The following is a 2630-nucleotide window of genomic DNA, read 5'->3' on the forward strand; positions in this document are numbered from 1 at the left end:
AAGACTTACTTAAAAAGACCAATGAGTTAATAGGAAAATCTGGAGTGATCGGAGAAGAAACTAACCGATTATTAATGTACTTGATATTTACATCAAGAAAAACTAATAATCCATTGCATTGTATTAGCTTAGGAAGTTCGGGAGTTGGTAAAACACACTTACAATCTAAAGTTGCCGAACTCATACCTGATGAAGATAAAATAGAAATCACGGTATTATCTGCCAACGCATTTTACTACTTTAACAGAACCGAATTACAATACAAACTGATCTTAATTGAAGATTTAGACGGAGCAGAAAGTGTACTCTATCCATTGCGGGAACTACAATCTAAAAAACGAATCACTAAAACAGTAGTTCATAAAGATGCTCGTGGAGAGAGTAAAACAATCCATTTAGTCGTAGAAGGCCCTGTAAGTGTTGCAGGATGTACTACGCAAGAATCTATTTATGAAGATAATAGTAATCGTAGTTTTTTATTGTACATCGATGAAAGCGAGGAACAGGATAAAAAGATTATGGATTACCAACGATTGTTAAGTGCAGGAAAACGAAATGCCAAAGAAGAATTTACAGCAGCCAGATTTTTAAGAGATGTACAAAGAAGCTTGAATCCTGTATCGGTTCGTAATCCGTATGCAGAATACCTAAGTTTACCACCATCAGTTTTTAAACCTCGTAGAACCAACAGTCATTATTTACAATTTATAGAAGCAGTTACCTTTTACAAACAATGGCAAAGAGAAAAGAAAGCCGATCACGAAACAGGTGAAATGTATGTAGAAACTACGATTGAAGATATCGAAGAAGCCAACGAACTAATTAAAGAGGTTTTACTAAGAAAAAGTGATACGATTACAGGAGCAGCCAGAAATCACTTAGAGCGATTAAAAACCTATCTCAAAGAAAGTAAGCAAACGACTTTTACCAATGCCGAAATCCGTAAGCAATTACATATTAAAGAAAGTACTTTACGAGGATATCACAAACAGTTACAGGAAGAAGGATATATAAAAAGGGTGAAACGTAAAAAGACCAAAAGCTATTGTTTTGAAATCACAGATATGAAAGAGTATGATTGGCTAAAAGCCAGTATTGATAATGCTTTAAAGAGTTGTGTACTACAGATACAACTCGCAACCCCGCAACCAACCCGCAAGTCCTCTACTCGCGAATCCAAAAGCAAGAAAGCCAGTTAATTAACTGCTACTCGCTACAAAATCTTAAAAAACATATACCCTATGAAAAAAAGTAGGCTACAAAACGCTAGCTATAGAATCCTATTGACCAATTTTAAGGAATGGTTAGACATATTAGGATATAGCGAAGGGATGCGAAAGAACTATCCTAATCAATTATGTGAGTTCTTCTACTGGCTAGAGCAAAATAATATCAATCATATTGATTATATAGAAGATCATCATATTAGAAAGTATTACGGGGATTTAAAGCAACGACCCAATAAAACCAGAGGTGGCGCACTAAGCAATATCTATCTCAATAACCATTTACAATCCTTACATAAGTTCAGAGAGTACTTAAAAAAGCATAACAAGAAACCTTTTAATCTACCCATCAAAAGAGAAAACTCAACTATAGTAGAAAAACTAAATGTATTATCACAGGAAGAAATCAAGGACTTGTTTATGGCAACGGGCTACAGTAACCCATTACCAAGGTTTAGAGCCAGACAAAAAGCATTATTAGTGTGTTTGTACAGTTGTGGAATGCGAAGAAATGAAGTACTCAATTTAGAAATATCAGATATACTTTTTGATAAAGAACGGATCTATGTAAGAAAAGGTAAAAACTACAAAGAACGCTTTATCCCAATCAATTTATACAACCTGCAAATACTAGAAGATTATGTATACGATGCACGGATGAACTTTAAAAAATCAAGTGAAAGCAACTATGTATTTATTACTGAAAGAAGTATTAAAATGGGGAGTTCTGCCATAGAAAACGATTTAAAACAAGTTATTAAAGCTACAGAAGATAGCAGTTTAATCGAAAAGAATATCACACCACACGCCTTACGTCACAGTATTGCAACCCACTTTTTACAAGCAGGAATGAAAATCGAGGATATACAACAGTTTTTAGGACATAGTTCACTAGAAAGTACACAGATTTATACACATATTTTAAAACACAAATAGTTATGAGTAAACAAATAAATGCCTGCGGTGGCTCACCGCTGGAATATATAGAATACTTACACCAAGCAAATTATAGTAATACAACGATAGAACATTACCTAAAGAGAATAGCAGAGTTCACAAAATGGTTAAAAACAAGAAAGGTTACTGCTGTCGAAATTGATTATAAAACCTATATGAAATACATTAAATACTTACAGCAGAAAAGGATAAAACCACAAACTATCAATAATGATTTAGTCACATTACGAAACTACTTCGATTACTTTATTGAACTAGCAGAAAGAACTGAAAATCCTTTAGAAGATGTATCTGTAAAAGGAACGGTAAAAAAGATGCTACACAACCTTTTAGAAGCTGATGAACTCGAAGATTTATATTATAGTTATGAGACTGAAAAGTTTAATAAATACACCAATCAGTTTACCAAATACGCAGCAAAACGTAATAAAATTATCGTTGGATTAA

Annotated in this window: 3 protein-coding genes; all 3 read left to right on the forward strand. The window is 33.4% G+C overall.

The features are described from left to right. Window positions 1–1199, forward strand: a 1199-nt coding sequence (locus tag F0000_RS28025) for a hypothetical protein (protein WP_188112312.1), incomplete at its 5' end; no start/stop codon positions are given. Between the two features lie 42 nt (window positions 1200–1241). Beyond that, window positions 1242–2162 carry a tyrosine-type recombinase/integrase gene (locus F0000_RS26955; RefSeq protein ID WP_149627796.1) on the forward strand — a complete coding sequence of 307 codons (921 nt, stop codon included), beginning with the start codon at window positions 1242–1244 and terminating at the stop codon, window positions 2160–2162. A gap of 2 nt (window positions 2163–2164) precedes the next feature. Further along, on the forward strand, window positions 2165–2630 hold a 466-nt coding region (locus tag F0000_RS26960; RefSeq protein WP_149627797.1), incomplete at its 3' end, for a site-specific integrase.

This window comes from Aquimarina sp. RZ0 (assembly GCF_008370685.1).
In the GTDB taxonomy this organism is placed as follows: Bacteria; Bacteroidota; Bacteroidia; order Flavobacteriales; family Flavobacteriaceae; genus Aquimarina.